16 protein-coding genes and 1 pseudogene are annotated in these 17,389 nt (G+C 45.2%); 3 read left to right on the top strand and 14 right to left on the bottom strand.

From position 1 onward, the window contains the following. Positions 1–5: 5 nt before the first annotated feature. The 9 genes from B9T29_RS09360 to B9T29_RS09320 all read right to left on the bottom strand — a co-directional run bounded on the left by B9T29_RS09360 (position 6) and on the right by B9T29_RS09320 (position 8,600). Positions 6–677 carry a 3-oxoacid CoA-transferase subunit A gene (locus B9T29_RS09360; RefSeq protein WP_086175667.1) on the bottom strand — a complete coding sequence of 224 codons (672 nt, stop codon included), beginning with the start codon at positions 675–677 and terminating at the stop codon, positions 6–8. Beyond that, positions 674–1,915 carry a benzoate/H(+) symporter BenE gene (benE, locus tag B9T29_RS09355; protein ID WP_086175666.1) on the bottom strand — a complete coding sequence of 414 codons (1,242 nt, stop codon included), beginning with the start codon at positions 1,913–1,915 and terminating at the stop codon, positions 674–676. Before benE ends, B9T29_RS09360 begins: the two co-directional genes overlap by 4 nt. 60 nt (positions 1,916–1,975) lie before the next feature. After that, positions 1,976–2,761 (bottom strand): benzoate diol dehydrogenase BenD, encoded by a 786-nt coding sequence (gene benD, locus B9T29_RS09350; protein ID WP_086175665.1) that lies wholly within the window; start codon positions 2,759–2,761, stop codon positions 1,976–1,978. Positions 2,762–3,053: 292 nt separating this feature from the next. Beyond that, complete coding sequence (gene benC / locus B9T29_RS09345) at positions 3,054–4,070, bottom strand: benzoate 1,2-dioxygenase electron transfer component BenC (protein WP_086175758.1); 1,017 nt, start codon at positions 4,068–4,070, stop codon at positions 3,054–3,056. Positions 4,071–4,160: 90 nt separating this feature from the next. Further along, complete coding sequence (gene benB, locus B9T29_RS09340; protein WP_086175664.1) at positions 4,161–4,652, bottom strand: benzoate 1,2-dioxygenase small subunit; 492 nt, start codon at positions 4,650–4,652, stop codon at positions 4,161–4,163. After that, the gene (gene benA, locus B9T29_RS09335) at positions 4,649–6,037 is read right to left on the bottom strand and encodes a benzoate 1,2-dioxygenase large subunit (protein WP_086175663.1); all 1,389 of its coding nucleotides are present in this window, start codon (positions 6,035–6,037) and stop codon (positions 4,649–4,651) included. The genes benB and benA overlap by 4 nt, the downstream gene beginning before the upstream one ends. Before the next feature lie 81 nt (positions 6,038–6,118). Next, complete coding sequence (gene catA / locus B9T29_RS09330; protein WP_086175662.1) at positions 6,119–7,039, bottom strand: catechol 1,2-dioxygenase; 921 nt, start codon at positions 7,037–7,039, stop codon at positions 6,119–6,121. 139 nt (positions 7,040–7,178) lie between these two features. Further along, entirely contained in the window at positions 7,179–7,469 is a 291-nt protein-coding gene (gene catC / locus B9T29_RS09325; RefSeq protein WP_086175661.1) for a muconolactone Delta-isomerase, read from the bottom strand. Between the two features lie 21 nt (positions 7,470–7,490). Continuing rightward, positions 7,491–8,600, bottom strand: a complete 1,110-nt coding sequence (locus tag B9T29_RS09320) for a muconate/chloromuconate family cycloisomerase (protein WP_086175660.1) — start codon at positions 8,598–8,600, stop codon at positions 7,491–7,493. A gap of 115 nt (positions 8,601–8,715) precedes the next feature. On the opposite strand from B9T29_RS09320, the gene B9T29_RS09315 reads away from it, so the two are divergent. The 3 genes from B9T29_RS09315 (at position 8,716) to B9T29_RS09305 (ending at position 12,736) form a co-directional block, all read left to right on the top strand. Then, positions 8,716–9,630 (top strand): LysR family transcriptional regulator, encoded by a 915-nt coding sequence (locus B9T29_RS09315; protein WP_086175659.1) that lies wholly within the window; start codon positions 8,716–8,718, stop codon positions 9,628–9,630. A 292-nt stretch (positions 9,631–9,922) separates the two neighbouring features. Next, positions 9,923–11,293, top strand: coding sequence for an MFS transporter (locus B9T29_RS09310; protein WP_086175658.1), 1,371 nt, complete (start codon positions 9,923–9,925; stop codon positions 11,291–11,293). 108 nt (positions 11,294–11,401) lie between these two features. Then, positions 11,402–12,736, top strand: coding sequence for a DcaP family trimeric outer membrane transporter (locus B9T29_RS09305; RefSeq protein WP_086175657.1), 1,335 nt, complete (start codon positions 11,402–11,404; stop codon positions 12,734–12,736). A gap of 91 nt (positions 12,737–12,827) precedes the next feature. On the opposite strand, the pseudogene B9T29_RS09300 reads toward B9T29_RS09305, so the two are convergent. The 5 genes and pseudogenes from B9T29_RS09300 to B9T29_RS09280 form a co-directional block, all read right to left on the bottom strand. Continuing rightward, positions 12,828–13,004, bottom strand: a pseudogene (locus B9T29_RS09300) (DUF4198 domain-containing protein); the annotation flags it as partial. Positions 13,005–13,046: 42 nt separating this feature from the next. After that, the gene (locus B9T29_RS09295) at positions 13,047–13,685 is read right to left on the bottom strand and encodes a CoA transferase subunit B (RefSeq protein WP_086175656.1); all 639 of its coding nucleotides are present in this window, start codon (positions 13,683–13,685) and stop codon (positions 13,047–13,049) included. A gap of 2 nt (positions 13,686–13,687) precedes the next feature. Next, complete coding sequence (locus B9T29_RS09290) at positions 13,688–14,392, bottom strand: CoA transferase subunit A (protein WP_086175655.1); 705 nt, start codon at positions 14,390–14,392, stop codon at positions 13,688–13,690. A 93-nt stretch (positions 14,393–14,485) separates the two neighbouring features. Next, positions 14,486–15,388, bottom strand: coding sequence for a hydroxymethylglutaryl-CoA lyase (locus tag B9T29_RS09285; RefSeq protein WP_086175654.1), 903 nt, complete (start codon positions 15,386–15,388; stop codon positions 14,486–14,488). Continuing rightward, positions 15,385–17,379, bottom strand: coding sequence for an acetyl/propionyl/methylcrotonyl-CoA carboxylase subunit alpha (locus tag B9T29_RS09280; protein ID WP_086175653.1), 1,995 nt, complete (start codon positions 17,377–17,379; stop codon positions 15,385–15,387). The genes B9T29_RS09285 and B9T29_RS09280 overlap by 4 nt, the downstream gene beginning before the upstream one ends. Positions 17,380–17,389: the final 10 nt, after the last annotated feature.

Genomic DNA, 17,389 nt, shown 5'->3' with positions numbered 1-17,389 from the left:
ACCGATTATTGTGCAGGTTTAACTTGAACAACGTGTTGAACAAAAATTCCCGGGGTAATGATATGTTCAGGATCCAGTGCACCCAGTTCAACTACTTCAGACACCTGAGCAATGGTCACGTCTGCTGCCATGGCCATAATCGGACCGAAGTTACGCGCAGATTTACGGTACACCAGGTTGCCCCAACGGTCGCCTTTATGCGCCTTGATTAAGGCAAAATCCGCCTTGATCGGGTTTTCTAAAACGAAGTCTTTGCCTTCATAGTTCAGGGTCGGTTTGCCTTCCGCCAGCAAGGTTCCAAAACCGGTAGGCGTGTAGATGGGACCTAAGCCCATACCTGCAGCCTGAATACGGCAGGCCAAGTTGCCTTGCGGAACCAGTTCCAGTTCAATTTTGCCGGCACGGTAGATTTCATCGAATACATAAGAGTCGGACTGACGCGGGAAAGAACAGATGATCTTGCGCACAGCACCCGTCTTTAAAAGTTTGGCTAGACCGTAATCGCCATTACCGGCGTTGTTATTCACAATGACCAGATCTTTCACACCAAGTTCGATTAGGCCATCAATCAGCTCTGCCGGCTGACCAGCCGTACCAAAACCACCAATCATGATGATGGCACCATCTTTAATCTGCGAGAGCGCTTCGGTGAGAGACGCTGTACTTTTATCAATCATAGTTTTTCCTGACGCAATAATGGCGTTTCTTGATTAGACATTGAATGAGGAGGCGGGGTGTCTGCTTTTTTACTCAGCATGAGATGGGCAATTAAGCCAATACAAATTCCCCAAAATACGGAACTGAGCCCTAAAAAATGCATGCCTGAAGCCGTAGCTAAAAATGTAATCAGTGCGGCATCTCGCTGATGTTCATCTTTCATGGCGGTTGTAATATTGATGCCAATTGCACCCAGCAAAGCCAAGCCTGCCAATGCGGCGACCAGTTCTTTAGGCAGCAAGCTGAACAACATCACGATGCTGCCGGCAAATAAACCGCCTAGAATGTAAAAAATGCCGTTGGCAATCCCGGCGATATAGCGCTTATCTTTAAGTTCATGTGCATCCTTACCCATACACAAAGCAGCGGTAATAGAAGCCAGCACAATGGTAATCCCGCCGACACAGGCCACCGCTAATGAAGCAATACTGGTGACTGTAATGATCGGTTTGGCCGGGGTGTCATAACCGCTAAGCTTCATGATGGCCATACCGGGCAAAAACTGCCCGCTAAGACTGACCAAGATTAGTGGAATCGCCAGATTCAACATGCCATTGATTGACCATTCAGGGCTAATCCACTGCGGAATGGCAAGGCTGAAATCAACAGTGACTGGATTCATTTTGCCGAGAATTAAACTCAGTAAAACTCCTGCAATTAGTACCCAAACCATGCTGTAGCGTGGACTTACACGCTTGGATACTAAAAAAACCAGTAGCATGCCAAACACGATGAGGGGCATGCTGTTTGTAGCAGTAAACAGTCCCAAACCAAATTGAAATAAAATCCCGGCCATCATGCCCGCTGCAATGGATTGGGGAATCCATTTCAAAAGCTTGTCGAAATAGCCTATCAAACCAATAAAAAGAATCACCAAAGCGGCCGTGATATAGGCAGCGACCGCTTCATTTAAAGAAATATTGGGGAATAGCGTGACCAGCAGAGCCGTGCCGGGCGCTGACCATGCCGTAATCACCGGCACTTTGTATTTAATCGATAAAAAAATGCCGGCAACTGCTGCACCAATAGAGATTCCCCAGATCCATGAAATCATCATGCTGGGGGCAACATTGGCTTTTTGTGCCGCCTGAAAAAAGATGATTAATGGCCCGGAATAGGAAATCAGCACGGCTAGAAATCCTGCAACCGTTGCTGAAAGTGACCAATCATCTTTTAAAGTTTTAAACAGGGATGCCATTGGGCTATTGCCTCCATGCGTAGATTTCAATGATCCTGTTGAATTTTGATGAGATCAGGTTTAACCCTGATCGCCACCACCTACAGGGACCACAGTTCCTGTCATATAAGACGATTCATCAGATGCCAAGAAAGTGATGGCATTGACTTGCTCTTGAATGGTGCCGTAGCGGCCCAAGAAAGTACGATCAATAGTTTGATCAACCACTTGCTGCATCCAGGCTTGTTCAGATTCGGTTAATGGATTGGCATTGCGTGGTACTTTACGGGGAGGTGCTTCAGTTCCACCTGTAGCCACTGCATTGACACGAATACCATCTTTGGCATGTTCAAAGGCGAGGGCAGCGGTTAAACCGTTTACACCACCTTTTGAAGCCGAATAGGGCACACGGTTAATACCACGTGTGGCAATTGAAGATACGTTTACAATGGTACCTTGCTGATTTTTAATCATTTCAGGCAACACGGCACGGCAGCACCACATGGTCGGGAACAATGAACGATTCACTTCCTTGATAATTTCTTCTTCAGAAAACTCTTGGAAAGGTTTCATCCAGATGGCACCACCGACGTTGTTGATGAGCACATCAACACGGCCATAGGTCTCAATCGCTTTGGCAACCACAGATTCTGCGCCGGCAAAAGTTTCTAGGTTGGCTTTGACGATAATTGCATCACCATCTTGTGCTTCAATTTCCGCTAATGTCTCTTCGACATAATCAGATATATCGGCTAGCACAACCTGAGCGCCTTCGCTGGCTACTTGCAATGCCACGCCACGGCCGATGCCTTGTGCGGCACCGGTTACGATCACAACTTTATTTTGAAATCTTTGATTTGAAGTCATATTTTTTAACTCATGAACCAATTTTTATATGTGCGATTAAAAACCTTTAAATTTGATAAGACGGAGTCTTACTGTTTATAAATCAACATTAGGTTTAACCTTCGGTTCGACTTACTTTTCTTTCGGGAAAAGTAAGCAAAACCATTGTCATCCGCTGAACTCGTCCATTGCATCGTGTAAATTAAATTTGTCGCAGAAACTTAGATATATCTAAATTGGGTTTGCCTCGTACAGCAGCGGATGACGTTTACGCGTATCAAATCGTTTTAAACAAATACGCAGCTTAAAATCATTAATTTGCAGAGAATTTTTCAAACAGGAAGCTTGCTGGTTTAACACCACCGGCTTCTAACCAGCCGCGAACAGCTTCGACCATAAGGACTGGACCACACAGGTAGATATCGACATCACCACCATTCAGCCATTCGTTATCGATATGACCGGTCACATAACCCTTACGCTCATGTGCAGATTCCGGATTTGCCACCACGGTGCGGTATTCAAACCACGGGAATTTTTCTTGCAGTTCATTCAGTTTTTCAAGTGCCACCAGATCGAAGTCATTGGTGACACCAAATACCAGACGCACTGGCTGTTCTGAACCTTTTTCTTCCAGTACTTGCAACATCGACATAAACGGCGCAATACCCGTACCGCCTGCCAACATCAATACAGGGCGGGCGACATTACGCAGGTAGAAGCTGCCAAATGGACCGGTGAAGGTCATTTTGTCGCCTGCTTTGGCATTTTGGCTTAGGAATTCACTCATTTTGCCGTTAGGTACGTTACGGACCACAAAACTGGTTAAACGGTTGCCCGGTTTAGAGCTGAATGAGTAAGAGCGGGTTTCAGTGGTGCCCGGAATACCGACATTGACATATTGACCGGCAAGGAAGTGTATGTCTGGCTGACCTTCATCGAGCTGAATGTCGAAGGTAATGGTTGAATCAGACAGGTTTTCGACACGGGCCAGAGTCCCTTCGAAGGCGTGAATTTCGGTTTTGCAGACATCTGAAGTGGCCTGAATCTGAAATACCGCATCTGAAGTTGGTTTACACTGACATGCAAGAATGTAGCCTTCAGCTGCTTCTTCAGGGGTTAATGCATCTTCAATATAAGTTTCTTCAGGCATGTCATACGAACCTGATTCACAAAAAGCACGGCACGTTCCACAAGCACCATCACGGCAGTCCAAAGGAATATTGATCTTTTGACGGTATGCTGCATCAGACAAAGTTTCGCCTTGAACGACACTGATAAAACGTGTAACGCCATCTTCAAATTGAAGAGCAACATTTAAGTTTGACATGGCTGAATATCCTATATTAATCTTTAAAACTGAACCTTTCAGCCAAATTTCCATATAGCTGAAAGGGGTTACCTTGCTGTATCAACAGTCTTAGAGGTGATAAATATCAATGACTTGATTGATGTAATCGTTTTTCAGCACCACGTACTTGCTTAAAATTTGTGGTTTGTCGCCTGAAAAATCGATCACATAACGTGACATACCGAAGTAGCTGTAGTTGGTTTTGTAACGGAAACTCAAAGTATTCCAGTTAAAACGAACCGTTACCTTGTCGCCATCACGTTCAACAATTTCAATGTTGCTAAGGTTGTGGCTAGTACGTGTGTCTGGCATGGTTGCAGACGAACGTTCAGTTTTAATACGGAACACACGGTCTTCCAAACCTTGACGGTCCGGATAATAAATCAAAGAAATTTCAGACTGTGGGTCTGTGGTCAGCTTGTCATCATCATCCCATGACGGCATCCAGAAAGATGCAGTAGGGGCGTAGCACTTTAACCAGTCATCCCATTGCTCATCATCTAAAAAGCGGGCTTCTTGATACAGGAACTGCGCAACTTTTTCTAAAGTGATGTCGCTCATGCGTTTTCTCCTTCAGTAGATGCCGCAATTTCTTTCTCAATAGCAATGCCTTTTTTCATCAGTTCTAGCCAGTACTGGTGCTGAGCCAGGTATAAACCTTCGTCTTCAGTTTTAATGCCAGACAATTTTGGTTTTAAGCCGATTTCATTGGCAGCATCATCCGGACCTTGGATCCAGTGTTTAGAACCACGGCACATATCGTTCCATTCCAGCGCGATACCCGCATAGCCCGCCTGACAGGCACGGAATTCTTCAAGATCGTCTGGGGTTGCCATACCTGATGCGTTAAAGAAGTCTTCGTACTGACGGATACGGCGTGCACGTGCTTCCGGTGCTTCACCTTTAGGTGCGATACAGTAAATGGTCACTTCAGTCTTATCGACAGAAAGAGGGCGTAATACACGGATTTGTGAACCAAACTGGTCCATGAAATACACGTTTGGATAGAGGCACAGGTTACGTGAACGTTCGATCATCCATTTCGCCATCGCTTCACCGTATTGCTCGGTATATTCATCTTTCTTGGCAAAGTTTGGACGGTCTTCCGGGTTGGCCCATTGAGTCCAAAGCAGCATGTGACCGTGTTCAAAGCCGTAAGAACCACCGCCTTGTTTGCCCCATGAGCCTGCGCTCATCGCACGGATATTGTCACCCGCTTCTTTTTCTTTACGTTGCTGAGTTGTTGCAGCGTAGTTCCAGTGTACAGCAGACACGTGGTAACCATCGGCACCGTTTTCAGCAGTCAACTTCCAGTTACCTTCATAGGTATAAGTCGAAGAACCACGTAACACTTCCAGACCTTCATCAGACTGACCGACAATCATGTCAATGATTTTAGTCGCTTCGCCCAGGTATTCTTCCAGTGAAGGAACGTCCGGATTTAAGCTACCAAACAAGAAACCTTTATAGCTTTCAAAACGGGCTACTTTTTTCAAGTCATGCGAACCGTCTTTGTTGAAGCAGTCTGAATAGCCTGCATCTGCCGGATCTTTAACTTTTAACAACTTACCAGAGTTGTTAAAGGTCCAACCGTGGAATGGACAAGTATAAGTCGCTTTGTTGCCTTTCTTGTTGCGGCACAATTGTGCACCACGGTGAGAACAGGCATTGATCATTGCATTCAGTTCACCTTGACGGTTACGTGCAATGATGATTGGCTGACGACCAATGTAAGTGGTATAGAAATCGTTGTTGTTTGGAATCTGGCTTTCATGAGCCAAATAAACCCAGTTGCCTTCAAAGATGTATTTCATCTCTAGGTCAAACAGGGCTTGATCTGTAAATACAGAACGGTGAAGCTTAAATTCGCCACTTTCAAAATCGTCAACTAAAAGTTCATCAATACGATCAAGATGGCTGGTGTTAATTACTGGGATACGAGGCATGTCCGTTCTCCGACTGTCCAACTTTGGGCAAGTCACCGAGATGTCATTAAACTGACATCTCGATTTCCTATCATGAGGTCATTAAGCGCTTGCGCGGCGACGTTCAACTTCAGTAGAAGGAGCACCTTCTTTGTCTTTTTGAAGTACAACGTCAAACTGGATGTGTTTGAAAGGACCTTTCAAACCGCGACGTGCGATTTCAGCTTCATCAGTAACGTCTACAGCAGTTGCAACCAGACCTTCACGTGTACCGAATGCGAAGTCATCCCAAAGGTACTTGTCGCCTTCGATGTTGAACTGAGTTGTCAACTTGCGGTGACCAGGAGCAGAAATAAAGTAGTGCACGTGTGCAGGGCGTTGGCCATGACGAGAAAGTTTGTTCAACATGTGTTGTAACGGACCTTCCGGGTTCAAACCGTAACCTACAGGCATCGTGGTTTGTGCAGTGTAGTGACCATTTTCATCAGAAAGGATGGTACGACGAAGGTTGAAGTGTGATTGAGTTTTGTCGAAGTAAGAGTAGTTACCATTACTGTTCGCATGCCACATTTCAACTTTAGCACCAGAAAGAACTTCACCATCAGTGTCAGTTACTTTACCTTCGATGATGAGTGTTGCGATTTTGCCTTCTTCAGTACCGTCGTCCATGCGAGCGAAACCTACAGATTCAGGTGCGCCAGCAACATATAGAGGACCTTCGATGGTACGAGGAGTACCGCCGGTCAAGCCTGCTTTCGCATCAGCTTCATCAGCACGAAGATCCAGGAAGTGTTCCAGGCCGATTGCAGAACCCAAAAGGGCAAACTCATCAGCTTTTGCCATGTCGATAAGCGCTTCAACACCTTTCCAAACTTCAGATTGGCTAAGATCAAGATCTTCAATGGCTTGGTAAAAGTCTGTAACCAGACGAACAACAACTTGTTGTAAACGCGCATCTACTGGACCTTCAGAAGTGTCCACGTTACAAGCTTTAACTACATTTTCAATGGTTTGACGATCCATTTTACTACTCCTTGGAAGTATGCCTTTGGGTGGCTAGTTTCTCAGTGTTTGTTTTGAGAGCACTGGCTGCCACATTCCTTGTTTGAACTGCGTTTTGTTTACAGAAAAGGAATATTTAGTTCCCTTTCCAGTTTATTGATCAGCTGTCATCGTCACGAACTGAAGAAGGGTGACGATTTAAAGCCATCACTTCGATATTCATGTATGGATAAAGCGGAAGACCCTGCAAAATGTTGTGCAGTTCTTCATTGCTCTCCACATCAAAAATACTGATGTTGGAATACTGACCGGTAATGCGCCAGATATGTCGCCATTTACCCTGGCGCTGTAAATCCTGTGAATAAGCTTTTTCAACTGCTTTAATTTCATTGGCCTTTTCCGCTGGCATATCCAGTGGAATGTTCACGTCCATACGTACCTGAAAAAGCATGTGAAACTCCTTGATCTTCAATTAGTGACGACGTAAGTTGTCAATCTTGTTTTCATCCAGCTCTATACCCAAACCAGTACCTTTTGGAAGGGCAAGTTCAAAATTCTGGTATTGAAGCGGGGTTTTTAAAATTTGTTCAGTGAGTAGCAGAGGGCCAAACAGCTCTGTGCCATACGCCAAGTTTTCAAAAGTCGAGAACACGTGCGCAGATGCAATCGTGCCCACAGGACCTTCCAGCATGGTGCCGCCATACAGGTCAATTCCAGCCAGTTGGGCGATTTTGCCAACCACACAGCCTTCCATCAGTCCACCAGACTGCGCGACTTTGACTGCAAATACTGATGCCGCGTTGCACTTGGCAAGCTGGTATGCAGTTTGTGGTCCCATCAACGACTCATCAGCCATAATGGCAATGTCAAATTTACGGGTCAGACGCTGCATGGCATCAATATTGTCAATTGCGCAGGGTTGCTCGATCAGGTCCACGCCGCCATCTTGCAACAGCTGAATGCCTTTAACGGCCTGTAACTCTGACCATGCACGGTTAACGTCGACGCGAATAGAAATGTCTTGACCTAGCGCCTTTTTAATGGCCAGTACATGCTCAACATCGGCTTCGACCGCACGTGAACCGATTTTCAACTTGAAAATGTTATGGCGTTTGGCCTCAATCATTTTCTTCGCTTCAGCAATATCTTTTTCGGTATCGCCAGAAGCCAATACCCAAAGTACCGGCACGCTATTGCGTAGACGACCGCCAAGCAGTTCACTTAAAGGAATACCGAGACGCTGTGCCTGAATATCCAGTAAGGCTGTTTGAATGGCACATTTGGCAAAACGGTTGCCATTGATATGCTTTTTTAAAGTCTGTACAGTTTGCGCAACGTTTAGCCCTGTTAAGCTTTTCAATAGAGGCGCAAAATAGGTATCGATATTTGTCTTGATGCTCTCCGGGCTTTCGTCACCGTAGCCTAGTCCACCAATGGTTGTCGCTTCACCCCAGCCCACAAAACCATCTTCTGTGCTGATTTTTACCAGTACCAGTGTTTGGGTCTGCATCGTCGCTACCGCCATCTTGTGTGGGCGAATGGTTGGAATTTCGACAAGCAACGTTTCTATGGATTTATACATCTTTGAGCTTCTCAATCTTGCTTTGTGTATCTCTTGTGATATACCTTAAAAGAATAGATATTCACTGTCTAAGATCAATTTTGCATTTTAATATGCTTTAAAGGTATAGAAGATCATGGAACTGAGACATTTACGCTACTTTGTGGCCGTCGTAGAAGAGCAGAGTTTCACTAAAGCGGCGGAAAAACTGTTTATTGCTCAACCACCTTTAAGCCGGCAGATACAGAACCTTGAAGCAGAGCTGGGAATTCAGCTTTTTGAGCGGGGTAGCCGACCATTATTAACCACTGAAGCCGGGCAATTCTTTTATCAGCATGCGGTTAAACTTTTGTCTAATGCAGAAGAAATTAAAGCCATGACCAAACGGGTGGGGATGGTCGAAAAAACCGTAACCATGGGTTTTGTCGGTTCGCTGCTTTATGGCTTATTGCCGAAAATAGTGTATTTATTCCGTCAGCAGCAGCCGCATTTAAAAATTGAACTGATTGAAATGAGCACCAAAGATCAAATTCAAGCACTTAAAGAAGGGCGGATAGATGTAGGCTTTGGTCGACTACGAATTTCTGACCCTGCGGTGAGACGAATCCTTTTACGTGAAGAGCCGCTAATGGTCGCCATGCATGCCAGCCATCCGCTCGTGCAACATAAAAAGGGAGTTTTCCTGACCGATATTGTGGATGAAAACCTGTTCCTGTATCCCAGCCATCCCAAACCGAATTTTTCCACCCAGGTCAGATCGCTGTTTTCAGAATATAGTCTGGATCCAAAAAGTTTGAAGGAAGTGCGTGAAATCCAGCTGGCTCTGGGTCTGGTGGCTGCAGGGGAAGGGATTTGCATTGTCCCGGAAAGTGCCAAAACCATTCAGTTACCGCATCTGCATTATATTCCCTTACTGGATGATGCCGCGGTTAGCCCCATTTTTCTGGCCATTCGCAGCATGGATGAAAGTGAGCATATCCGTTCACTATTTGACTGTATTTATCAGGTCTATGACCTGGAAGCCATTGCCTATGACCGTAGCATCATCTGAATTTCGAGCGCCATTCATCGCAATTTTTTGACTGGCTGAAAAAAATCAGCGGCATCTCATTTCATTATGCAGGCTCATCCTAACCGGTGTAATGCGCTGCATTTTTTTTATAAAAAGAATGATAAAAAAAGAACTTAGCTTGATTAATGCCCTTTGCAGATATCTTTAAAGTATTGCAGCGCTTTCAGACAACTTTTAAGGTATGAATATATATGCAATCGGTTTTGGACATTTTTTCGCATTTTCTGCATTGTGAGGTCATTCACAGGATTTCACAATTAGGAGGTGAAACATGTCCAATAAGATAAATATCAATACATTGATTGATGAAGCAAAATTTACACCATTTCATTGGGGCGTATTATTCTGGTGCCTGATGATCATTATCTTTGACGGTTATGATCTGGTGATTTACGGAGTAGCGCTACCATTGTTAATGCAGGAATGGGCACTCAATACAGTACAGGCGGGTTTACTGGCCAGTACCGCATTATTTGGCATGATGTTTGGTGCCATGAGTTTCGGAACCCTGTCCGATAAAATTGGCCGTAAAAAAACCATTATGATCTGTGTAACACTTTTCAGTGGCTTTACCTTTTTAGGTTCTTTTGCCAGCAACCCTACTGAGTTCGGTATTCTTCGCTTCTTGGCAGGTTTGGGAATTGGTGGCGTGATGCCAAACGTGGTCGCCCTCATGACCGAATATGCACCAAAACGTATCCGCAGCACGCTCGTTGCGCTGATGTTTAGTGGTTATGCGATTGGTGGAATGTCCTCTGCATTATTGGGTGCATGGTTGGTACCGCAGTTTGGCTGGAAAATCATGTTTCTTCTTGCCGGTGCGCCATTATTACTTTTGCCGGTGATCTGGATGTTCCTGCCTGAATCGTTGATGTATTTAACTGCGAAAAATCAGACCGTAAAATCGCATGGCATTATCCAGAAAATTGCGCCTCAACTCAGCATTCAAAAAGATACGCAATTTGTCCTGAATGATGTGTTAAAAGGCGACGAAGCTCCACTCAAAGCGTTATTCCAGCAAGGCCGTAGTTTCAGTACCTTCATGTTCTGGATTGCATTTTTCATGTGCTTATTGATGGTGTATGCATTAGGCAGCTGGTTACCAAAATTGATGATCCAAGCAGGTTACTCACTTGGTGCAAGTATGATCTTCCTGTTTGCCTTGAACATTGGCGGCATGATTGGCGCGATTGGTGGGGGTGCATTGGCTGACCGTTTCCATATCAAAAAAGTACTCACGATTATGTTTGTATGCGGTTCAGCAGCGTTAATTTTACTTGGTTTCAATAGCCCCCAAATCGTGTTGTATACCTTAATTGCAGTAGCAGGTGCAGCAACCATTGGTTCACAAATCTTGTTATATACTTTTGTAGCACAGTACTACCCAACAACTGTACGTTCTACAGGTATGGGCTGGGCATCAGGTATTGGTCGTATTGGTGCAATCGTTGGACCAGTATTAACAGGTGCATTATTAACCATGAATTTACCGCACCAAATGAACTTCTTGGCTATTGCGATTCCAGGTGTAATTGCGGCGTTAGCAATCTTCATGGTGAACTTAAAAGCTTCTGTAGATGCGAAAAATCTTACAGAGTCTATTGCGAACAACAATCCAGTTGCGCAAAAAGCAACTCAATAATTTCTTTACCTTTTTATTAACCTACTGTCATCAATGATATAGCTCGCCATCGTAAGCGATGGTGATCTGTTGCTAAAATTTGATCGCACAATAACAAGCGAGTTTAGGATGAACGCGAAAACATTAACCCAAACAACTGATTTACAAGCTACAACAGTTCGACCAACAATGCAGCGTACGCTCATGATGAGCATGATTGCATTAAGTATGGGTGGCATGAGTGTTGCAGCTCAAGCACAAACCCAGCAGCAAAATGAAATTGAACAACTTAGACAAGAAGTTCAAGCTTTACGCAGTTTGGTTGAGCAGCAAAAAGTACAAAATACACAAACTGCAACTGCAATTGCTAACGTACAACGTAGTGCTGCAGCCGCACCAGCGAACCCTGTACTAAAAACTGCCAAAGGTGCCGAGTTTAATCTATATGGTAATGTGCGTTTAGATGCATCCTATCAAGTAGAAGGCGGTGCGAAAGATATGCCTTATAACCAAATTAACGGCGTACCGCTTGAAGGCAATGCAGAACAAAGTGATCGTTTAAGATCAACTCTTTCTGCAACACGTTTAGGCTTGGATTTCAAAAGCCCTATGAGTGTGGGTGAGCAAGACGTAAAAGGTAAAATCGAAGTAGACTTCTTGGGTGGAGCAAACCTCGATAATTTACGCATTCGTCATGCCTACTTAAATTATGGAAACTGGTTAATGGGTCAAACCTGGTCAAATTTTGCCATTCCAGATTATATGCCAGAAACGATTGATGCTTTAGCTTTTGTCGGTGGTGCTGTAAAACGTACACCGCAAGTTCGTTATACCGCTAAATTTAATCCACAAACCAATTTAGTTGTTGCAGCAGAAGATCCTAAAGACAGCACCGTGAGTCAGCGTTTACCTGCACTCACTGCACGTTTAAATCACCAGTTTGCAGATAACTTGAATGTTAGTGCACGTGCGATGGGCCATGAAAAGCGTATCAATTCTGCAGAAGAAATGGCATGGGGCGTAGGTGTGGGAGCCAAATATGATGTGGTGCCGGGAACGACCCTAAAAGCCGATTACTACCATGTGAAAGGGGACAGCAGCTTCGTATCATTTACCAATAGCGGTGTAGTTGCCCGGACAGATGGTAGTCTCGTTCAAAGTGAATTTGATTCAATTATGGTCGGTGTGACTCAAAAATTCAGTGACAAACTGCACGGTACACTAGGTTATGGTTATATGAGTTTTGAAGAAGATCAAAACTATATTGCCGCTCTTGCAGATAAAACCAAAGCCAACAAAGAACTTTGGCAGGCATGGGCAAATGTTTTCTATAGCCCAACCAAGCCTTTAAGTTTTGGCCTTGAATACGTCTATGGTGAACGTGAAGCATTTGGTGCCGCACCAAACGGCAGTAAAACCGGTGAAGATAACCGCCTGAACGTTGTAGCGATCTATAACTTTTAATCTTCTATAGCGATTCATATAAGAAAGCCTCTATTCTCAAATAGGGGCTTTCTTATATGCATCATTTTTAGATTTTATCTACTTATAAACATTATTCAGCGACTTCAACAGTCAAGCCATAAGTAAAACTATCTGTTGCCGGCTTTTTAGTGGCATCCGGATTTGCTTCCGGATAAGATGCAGTCATTAAATAGATACCGGCTTGTTCGAATTTAATTTCGACTTCACCTTTAGCATTGGTTTTGGCTTGCGGTTGTTCACGTTTGGCATAAAGAAACCCTTAAAATTTTTATTTTAAGGGCTGGGAAAATCAGGCTGCGTTTCGGAGCAAAGGCACACCGGTGACTTTCTGGATTTCCTCAAAACTCACATCCGGTGCCAGTTCGACCAGTTGTACGCCTTGTGGCGTAATGTCGAGTACACCCAAATCGGTAATGATCCGGTTGACCACAGCCTGGCCGGTGAGCGGCAGGCTACATTGTGAAACTATTTTAGGCGTACCATCTTTGGCACAGTGTTCCATCAAGACCACGACTTTTTGCACGCCAGCGACCAGATCCATGGCACCGCCCATGCCTTTGACTTTTTTACCCGGAATCATCCAGTTGGCCAGATCGCCATTTTCAGACACTTCCATGGCCCCCAAAATGGCGATATTGACATGACCGCCACGGATCATGGCAAAGGAGTCTGCACTGGAAAAGAAAGATGCGCCTTTACGGGCAGTTACTGTCTGTTTCCCGGCATTGATCAGGTCAGCATCCACGGTATCGGCCGTTGGAAATTCACCAATACCGAGCAAGCCATTTTCGGACTGCAGCCAGACGTTGATGTTTTCTGGAATGTAGTTAGCAACCAGTGTTGGCAGGCCGATTCCCAAATTGACATAGAAACCATCTTCAAGCTCTTGTGCGGCGCGCTGCGCCATTTGATTACGTGTCCAAGCCATGATCAAGCCTCCGCCTTTAAGGTCATTTGTTCAATACGTTTTTCCGGTTGGGTATTTAAGACAATTCGGTTCACATAAATACCGGGTAGATGAATTTCATCGGGATCAAGCTCACCAATCTCGACAATTTCTTCTACTTCAGCAACGGTGACTTTGCCGGCCATGGCACACACCGGATTAAAGTTCTGTGCAGTTTTACGGAAAATCAGATTGCCGGCTTTATCGGCCTTATAGGCTTTCACCAGAGCGACATCAGCCGTTAATGATTCTTCCAGAATATAGGACTTGCCATTAAATTCACGTTCATCCTTGCCTTCAGCAATGACAGTACCTACACCGGTTGCAGTATAAAATGCCGGAATACCGGCACCGCCAGCGCGTAATTTTTCTGCCAGTGTACCCTGTGGGGTCAGTTCAACTTCCAGTTCGCCATTTAAATATTGACGTTCGAATTCCTTGTTTTCACCCACATAAGATGAAATCATTTTTTTAATCTGTTTGGTTTCCAGCAAGAGTCCCAAGCCAAATCCATCAACGCCGGCATTGTTGGAAATACAGGTTAGTTGCTTAGCACCTGTTTCTTTTAAAGCTGCGATCAAAGCTTCCGGAATACCACATAGGCCGAAACCACCGACAGCCAGAGTATGACCATCTTGCACCACATCCTTTAAGGCGGATTGAGCGCTGTCATAAACCTTATTTGACATCTTGTCACCTCTATTATTGTTGTAGCAGACTTTAATCTGCTGTTTATATCCTTATGGCTTGTTTGAGATCATTTTGCTCAAGCAAGCTTATTTTCAAGCACAGGCTTTTTGCCAATAGGCATTGGCATAATTAGATGGATTGTTGCGCTGTAAGACTTCACTGATATTACGGCTGGCCTGCATCAGGGCATCCAGCTGAATACCGGTTTCAAAGCCCATATTCGAGAGCAGGTAGTACAGGTCTTCAGTTGAAACATTGCCAGAAGCGCCTTTGGCATAAGGGCAGCCACCTAAGCCAGCAATGGAAGAATCAAATACCCGAATGCCTTGTAATAGCGACTGGTAAATATTGGCGATGGCCATGCCATAGGTATTATGAAAATGTCCCGCCAGAACCTTGGCATCGATCTGAGCCAAACAAGCTTCCCAGGCGTTTTTCACCCGATCCGGAGTGGCCGTGCCAATGGTTTCACCCAGCGATACTTCATAACAGCCCATCTCCAGCAAACGTTGCGTGACTTTCACCACCTGTTTCGGATCAATGGCACCTTCATAAGGACAGTCCACCATACAGGAGACATAGCCACGTACCTTAATATCATTGGCTTTGGCTGCTGCCATCACATCCGAAAACTTCTCAAAGCTTTCATCAATCGAGCAGTTGATGTTCTTGCGGGTGAAGCTTTCGGACGCTGCGGTAAAGACCGCAACTTCCTTGCAACCCACCGCCAAAGCGGCTTCAAAACCTTTCAGGTTCGGCGTGAGCAAACTGAACTGAATGTTCGGGTCTTTGGGCAAGCTGGCAAATAGCGCATCGCTGTCGGCCATTTGTGGCACCCATTTGGCTGAAACACAGGAGCCGACTTCAATCGCCTGTAGACCGGTCTTCATCAAATCCAGAATCAGGTTTTTACGGTCATCTAGCGTTAAAGGTGTTTTTTCGTTTTGCAAGCCATCGCGTGGCCCGACTTCTACAATTTTGACGAAATCAGTCATGCAACTTCCTCCGTCAGTGGCTGGAATTCCACCAGCTCATCACCGGCTTTGACCTGATCACCTTTCTGGAAATATGAGCTTGCGATGATGCCGTCATGTGGGGCACGAATCGAATATTCGATCTTCATGGCTTCCAAAGTCATCAATACATCGTCTTTTTTGACTTTGTCATTGGCAGCCACCAGCACTTGCGTGATCACACCCGGCATTGGTGCAGTCAGGTTATTTTCAGTACCTTGTTCATCCTGGCTATTAAAATCAGACTTTAGGTAATCGAATTTATGCGTCTGACCATTGTGGAACAGGGTAATGCCATGTTCAGTCTGGCTAAAGGCCAATTTTTGCTGTTTGCCCGCCAGTTGTAGCGCTAAAGTATGCGCATCAATGAACTGACCTTGAAGCTGAATCTGCTGACCATTGTAGTTGGCCACAAAGCCTTGATCCTGAGTGCTGAACTGAACTTTAAGATTAATGCCATTGCGTTGCAATTGTACTGTATATGCATTTTGCTGGTTCAGGCGCCAGAACGGCTTCTGCTGCCAGACCGGATTACTCGGAACCGGATTTTGTGCCTGGCGCGATAGCAGTTCAATCAGTGCAGCACTGGCCACCAACTCGGCACTGATTTCAGTAGAAGGCTTGAGTAAAAACTCTTCTTCACGCTGAATCAGGCCTGTGTCCAAATGTGCATTTTTAAATGACTCACACAGTACCAGACGATCCAGAAAAGCAATGTTATTTCCTAAACCATCAACATGGAACTGACCGAGTGCATGATGCATCTGGGTTAAAGCTGCTTCACGGTTTTTGCCCCATACAATCAGTTTGGCAATCATCGGATCATAATAAGTGCTGATTTCATCGCCTTCGACAATGCCGCTATCCACACGCACGCTGTCATTTTGCGTTGGGTAATGTAAATAGCTGATCTGGCCAATCGCAGGAATAAAGCCTTTTTCTGGCTCTTCAGCATAGACACGCGCTTCCAGTGCATGACCGTGAATCTGCAATTCGTGTTGCTGTTTAGGTAAAGGCTCACCGAAGGCGACACGGAGTTGCCATTCCACCAGATCCTGACCGGTAATCATTTCAGTCACCGGATGTTCAACTTGCAAACGGGTATTCATTTCCATGAAATAAGCCGTGCCATCCTGTTCAACGATGAACTCTACCGTACCGGCACCGACATAATTCACTGCACGCGCAGCATCGATCGCAGCCTGGCGCATGGCTTCAAGTTTATGTTCTAGCATTTTGGGTGCAGGGGCTTCTTCCAGCACTTTCTGGTGGCGACGTTGCACCGAGCAATCACGCTCGAATAGATGCACATAATTGCCGTGGGTATCACCAAAAACCTGTACTTCAATATGACGTGGCTGAATCACATAGCGCTCAATCAGCACATCTTCATTGCCAAAGCTGGAACGTGCTTCACTTTTACAGGATGCCAGTGAACTTAAGAAGTCTTCACTGCGCTCCACCAGACGCATGCCTTTACCACCACCTCCAGCACTGGCTTTGATCAGTACCGGATAGCCAATATTGTCTGCCTGCTGTTTCAGGAAATCTGCATCCTGATTGGTGCCATGATAACCCGGAGTTAAAGGTACACCGGCTTTTTCCATCAGCACTTTAGAGGTGGCTTTCAGACCCATCGCCAAGATGGCATCGACAGGAGGGCCAATAAAGACAATATTGTTGTCCTGACAGGCTAGGGCAAACTGGTCATTTTCAGACAGGAAACCATAACCCGGATGGATCGCCTGGGCGCCTGTGGTTTTGGCTGCCTGAATAATGCGTTCAATTTGCAAATAGCTTTGTGCTGCTGGCGATTCACCAATATAGATCGCTTCATCGGCCAGTTTGACATGCTGTGCCTGAGCATCGGCATCGGAATAGACCGCAACGGTGGCAATCCCCAGCTTTTTTGCTGTACGAATCACACGGCAGGCAATTTCACCACGGTTGGCAATTAAAATCTTTTCAAACATCGTACGATCC

This window comes from Acinetobacter sp. ANC 3903 (assembly GCF_002135315.1).
GTDB lineage: Bacteria > Pseudomonadota > Gammaproteobacteria > Pseudomonadales > Moraxellaceae > Acinetobacter.
This window is presented reverse-complemented; position numbering and strand designations above follow the sequence as displayed.

Excerpts from the sequence above, each read along its gene's own strand:
- benE (WP_086175666.1), bottom strand. The coding sequence starts at position 1,915 with ATGGCATCCCTGTTTAAAACTTTAAAAGATGATTGGTCACTTTCAGCA.
- B9T29_RS09360 (WP_086175667.1), bottom strand. The coding sequence starts at position 677 with ATGATTGATAAAAGTACAGCGTCTCTCACCGAAGCGCTCTCGCAGATT.
- benA (WP_086175663.1), bottom strand. The coding sequence starts at position 6,037 with ATGCCTCGTATCCCAGTAATTAACACCAGCCATCTTGATCGTATTGAT.
- B9T29_RS09315 (WP_086175659.1), top strand. The coding sequence starts at position 8,716 with ATGGAACTGAGACATTTACGCTACTTTGTGGCCGTCGTAGAAGAGCAG.
- catA (WP_086175662.1), bottom strand. The coding sequence starts at position 7,039 with ATGGATCGTCAAACCATTGAAAATGTAGTTAAAGCTTGTAACGTGGAC.
- B9T29_RS09290 (WP_086175655.1), bottom strand. The coding sequence starts at position 14,392 with ATGTCAAATAAGGTTTATGACAGCGCTCAATCCGCCTTAAAGGATGTG.
- benD (WP_086175665.1), bottom strand. The coding sequence starts at position 2,761 with ATGACTTCAAATCAAAGATTTCAAAATAAAGTTGTGATCGTAACCGGT.
- B9T29_RS09310 (WP_086175658.1), top strand. The coding sequence starts at position 9,923 with ATGTCCAATAAGATAAATATCAATACATTGATTGATGAAGCAAAATTT.
- B9T29_RS09320 (WP_086175660.1), bottom strand. The coding sequence starts at position 8,600 with ATGTATAAATCCATAGAAACGTTGCTTGTCGAAATTCCAACCATTCGC.
- benC (WP_086175758.1), bottom strand. The coding sequence starts at position 4,070 with ATGTCAAACTTAAATGTTGCTCTTCAATTTGAAGATGGCGTTACACGT.
- catC (WP_086175661.1), bottom strand. The coding sequence starts at position 7,469 with ATGCTTTTTCAGGTACGTATGGACGTGAACATTCCACTGGATATGCCA.
- B9T29_RS09280 (WP_086175653.1), bottom strand. The coding sequence starts at position 17,379 with ATGTTTGAAAAGATTTTAATTGCCAACCGTGGTGAAATTGCCTGCCGT.
- B9T29_RS09305 (WP_086175657.1), top strand. The coding sequence starts at position 11,402 with ATGAACGCGAAAACATTAACCCAAACAACTGATTTACAAGCTACAACA.
- B9T29_RS09295 (WP_086175656.1), bottom strand. The coding sequence starts at position 13,685 with ATGGCTTGGACACGTAATCAAATGGCGCAGCGCGCCGCACAAGAGCTT.
- B9T29_RS09285 (WP_086175654.1), bottom strand. The coding sequence starts at position 15,388 with ATGACTGATTTCGTCAAAATTGTAGAAGTCGGGCCACGCGATGGCTTG.
- benB (WP_086175664.1), bottom strand. The coding sequence starts at position 4,652 with ATGAGCGACATCACTTTAGAAAAAGTTGCGCAGTTCCTGTATCAAGAA.